At 58.4% G+C, this 231-nt stretch carries 1 protein-coding gene; it reads right to left on the reverse strand.

Going from position 1 to position 231, the window contains the following annotated elements; genetic code table 11:
* On the reverse strand, window positions 1-231 hold a 231-nt coding region (locus SB816_RS35370; RefSeq protein ID WP_410548667.1), incomplete at both ends, for an efflux RND transporter permease subunit.

The raw sequence follows: 231 nt of genomic DNA on the forward strand, positions 1-231 counted from the left end.
GTGATGATCGATCGGCTTCAGCATCGTGGCGCAAAGCGCCGGCGTCAGAACGATGGCGACCACTGCCGAAAGCAGCATTGCCGAAACGATGGTGATCGAGAACTGGCGATAGATGATACCCGTCGATCCGCCGAAGAAGGCCATCGGAATGAAGACGGCCGTCAGCACGAGCGCGATGCCGATGATCGCACCGGTGATTTCACCCATCGACTTTTCAGTTGCCTCGACCGG

This window comes from Achromobacter sp. SIMBA_011, from assembly GCF_046535435.1.
Taxonomy (GTDB): Bacteria; Pseudomonadota; Gammaproteobacteria; order Burkholderiales; family Burkholderiaceae_B; genus Achromobacter; species Achromobacter dolens.